We start from the raw sequence: 2703 nt of genomic DNA on the forward strand, positions 1-2703 counted from the left end.
GCACTTAAGTACACATCTGCTGCATTTCTATAAGCAATAAAAGCATTATTGATATCGCGGCTGCTTTCATAGATCAAGCCTTGCAGCATTAATGAAAAAGCATCTTTTGAATAGCGTTTTTCTTTATTTTGGAATTGTTCATCCTGCACTTGCGACTGTAGGGAAATTCTCCTTGCTTCTACTACAGCCTCTTCAAGGTTATTTAAGTATAAATAATTTAAAGCCTTATAATAGTGGATCATGAACTTTTCAAAATCTTCGCCTTTATAAACCTGTGACATTGGGTTAACCAATGTTCCTACAGTAGCATCCATTACCCCACCAAGCCGCTTCTCCAGCATTTGGTCGGCTTCATTAAAGTACTGGTTACTGCTTTCGTAATTCCCAAGTAAATGACTGCTTTTGCCTTTTTCTAAAAATAACAATAACTTATTTCTACGCTTTTTTAATAAGCTGTTTTTATCCAGTTCCTTTACCGCCTCGGTATAATTTCCCTGCGACATCTGCTGGTAATAGGGCAAAATGCGGTCGTTATAACTGGCACAGCCAGAAAGAAAAAGCATCCACCCTACAAGGACAGATGCACTGTATATATTTTTTCGGAGAACCCTCATGCGCTGTAAATGGCGGATAACGGGCTTAATTTTTAACGTATTTAGTGATCTTTTTATCGCCAATCCATACCACTTCATTTGTTTGAATATTTGTCAATTCAAGGTTAACCTGGTAGTAAACCACTTTTTGACGTTTATGCGAATCTACAATGGAATTTACACTGCCTTGTAAAATATAATCGGCACCATTCTCTAAACCGAATTTCTTCATGGTTGATACCGCAGCATTAACCTGTTGATCGGCTTTTTCTGCACGTAACTCTTCGCGTTTTTTTCCTCCCTGTACCAAGCGTACCCTTCCTGTTTCAATAAAAGTCTGCTCTACATCTTTCACAAAAGTCTCTGCATCAATATGCTCATGACTTTTATTCTGCACCATACCCACCACCACTACTGGTTTTTTACCTGCATGTTGCTCCAGGTGATTTGACAGCCAGGCATGCCCTAAAATAGTCTTTGTCATTTCCTGAGCCACCATTCTGGAATCGCTATTGTTCCAATTACCGCTGATATCGATCGTTTCATCAGCATTTACACGGGTAACTTGTCGTGAACAAGAAGAGATCATTATTGCAGAAACTGCGAAAGCAGCTATCGTCATCAATTTTTTGAGTTGCATGAATTTAGTTAATTTAAATAAAATGAGTTATATAGTTAGTATTGCCGGAGTGCCGGCATAGGAACAACGTAAAAAGGATTACCAGCCGTAATACCAGTTTCTACGACCATAATGATACGATGGATAGGACCAGCCATAGCCATATTGGTAACCCAGGGAGAAGTCATAATAAGTATGATGCGCTCTTCTTTGGCTGCGGCGTTCTTCACGGGCCTCATACCAGTCGTAAGCCTTATAAGTTTGCTGTACAGTCGTTCCTTGAGTCTGTATTAAAGAGTCTACCAATTTACTGTATTTGTTGACGCTTTCGGCATAACGTGGGTTTTGATCAGCGAGCAGTTCAATATTTTGGGCATGACTTGAACTGCTGAAGGTCAATCCGCCTAATAAGCATAAGAATGCAATTATATTCCTTTTCATGATCTGATTTTTAAAAACAGCTGACTATTTGCCTTATTCGGTTAAATCCTTAAACAAAATTAATTAATTTTGAGGAAAACCAGTTCTTTTAGGTTTGACTTAACACAAATATTACATCTGGATTAACTTCTCGATAAAATCAATGAATTTCTGATCTGCATAATTGGCAGCACCTTCACCATGGTAAGCTACACGACCATCTTTATCAAACACTACAGTAGTTGGTAAAGAGCCTTTATAAATACTATTCGGGATATCGCTAATTTGTGCATAGAGGGGCATTTGATAAGCTTTTTTATCCATAAATTTTTGTGAAAGCGACAAATCACCATCTGCATCAACCAGCAGAAAAACGACCTCTTTACGGTCTTTAAAACGTTCGTAAAGTTTGCTTACCGCGGGCATTTCTGCCAGGCAGGGCGGGCACCAGGTAGCCCAGAAATTAACAAAGATGACTTTGCCTTTTAAATCGCCAAGGTCAACCACATTTCCTTTGCCGTCTTTAAATTGCATTCCTGATAAATCAAGGAACTCATTTTGAGTGCTGAGAGCTGTATCAGGCTTAAAAAGCCCTATTTTCATTAAACCTTGTAAGAATATTGCCTTAGCCGAAGGTACAAATAACAGGATCAACAACAGCGAAAAAAACAAGCCGTTAACGATAACTGTTTTACTAAAAATCTTTTTAATCATCATGAAGCGTTATCTTTAATTAATCATTAGCCAAATACGACGCTAATCAGCGCTTTATTCCAAAATAAAGGATTAACCCCTATTAAAATTTAATATCAACTAAATTAAAACCCCGATTGATTTTTATTGTTTAAAACATAAAAAGGACAATTAGGTATGGAAGAGCATAAATATACGGAAGTTGCGCCGGGCATCTGGGGCATGAAGATTATCTTTGTAAATATTTACATGATTGCGACAGGCCCTAAAGAATGGGTACTGGTAGATGCCGGTCTAAAAGGCAGTGCAGGCCGCATTCAAAAAATGGCAGCATCGCTTTTTGGAGAAGATAACCCACCATCGGCCATTATTTTAACC

General features: G+C 38.3%; 4 protein-coding genes and 1 pseudogene. 1 reads left to right on the plus strand and 4 read right to left on the minus strand.

Translation table 11 applies throughout. The features are described from left to right. From ACR2F7_RS15865 to ACR2F7_RS15880, 4 genes and pseudogenes are all read right to left on the minus strand, one after another. A pseudogene (locus ACR2F7_RS15865) lies at window positions 1-614 on the minus strand (hypothetical protein); the annotation flags it as partial. A gap of 25 nt (window positions 615-639) precedes the next feature. Beyond that, window positions 640-1233, minus strand: coding sequence for a penicillin-binding protein activator LpoB (locus ACR2F7_RS15870; protein WP_432714520.1), 594 nt, complete (start codon window positions 1231-1233; stop codon window positions 640-642). A gap of 78 nt (window positions 1234-1311) precedes the next feature. Next, window positions 1312-1653 carry a hypothetical protein gene (locus tag ACR2F7_RS15875; RefSeq protein WP_432714521.1) on the minus strand — a complete coding sequence of 114 codons (342 nt, stop codon included), beginning with the start codon at window positions 1651-1653 and terminating at the stop codon, window positions 1312-1314. 111 nt (window positions 1654-1764) lie between these two features. Beyond that, window positions 1765-2349, minus strand: coding sequence for a TlpA family protein disulfide reductase (locus ACR2F7_RS15880; protein ID WP_432714522.1), 585 nt, complete (start codon window positions 2347-2349; stop codon window positions 1765-1767). 153 nt (window positions 2350-2502) lie between these two features. Here ACR2F7_RS15880 and ACR2F7_RS15885 point away from each other — a divergent pair. Next, window positions 2503-2703: MBL fold metallo-hydrolase (locus ACR2F7_RS15885; protein ID WP_432714523.1), on the plus strand; the 201-nt coding region annotated here is incomplete at its 3' end.

It is taken from the genome of Pedobacter sp., assembly GCF_045628745.1.
Taxonomy (GTDB): domain Bacteria; phylum Bacteroidota; class Bacteroidia; order Sphingobacteriales; family Sphingobacteriaceae; genus Pedobacter.

Coding starts and splice junctions, on each gene's coding strand:
- ACR2F7_RS15875 (WP_432714521.1), bottom strand. CDS start 1,653: ATGAAAAGGAATATAATTGCATTCTTATGCTTATTAGGCGGATTGACC.
- ACR2F7_RS15870 (WP_432714520.1), bottom strand. CDS start 1,233: ATGCAACTCAAAAAATTGATGACGATAGCTGCTTTCGCAGTTTCTGCA.
- ACR2F7_RS15880 (WP_432714522.1), bottom strand. CDS start 2,349: ATGATGATTAAAAAGATTTTTAGTAAAACAGTTATCGTTAACGGCTTG.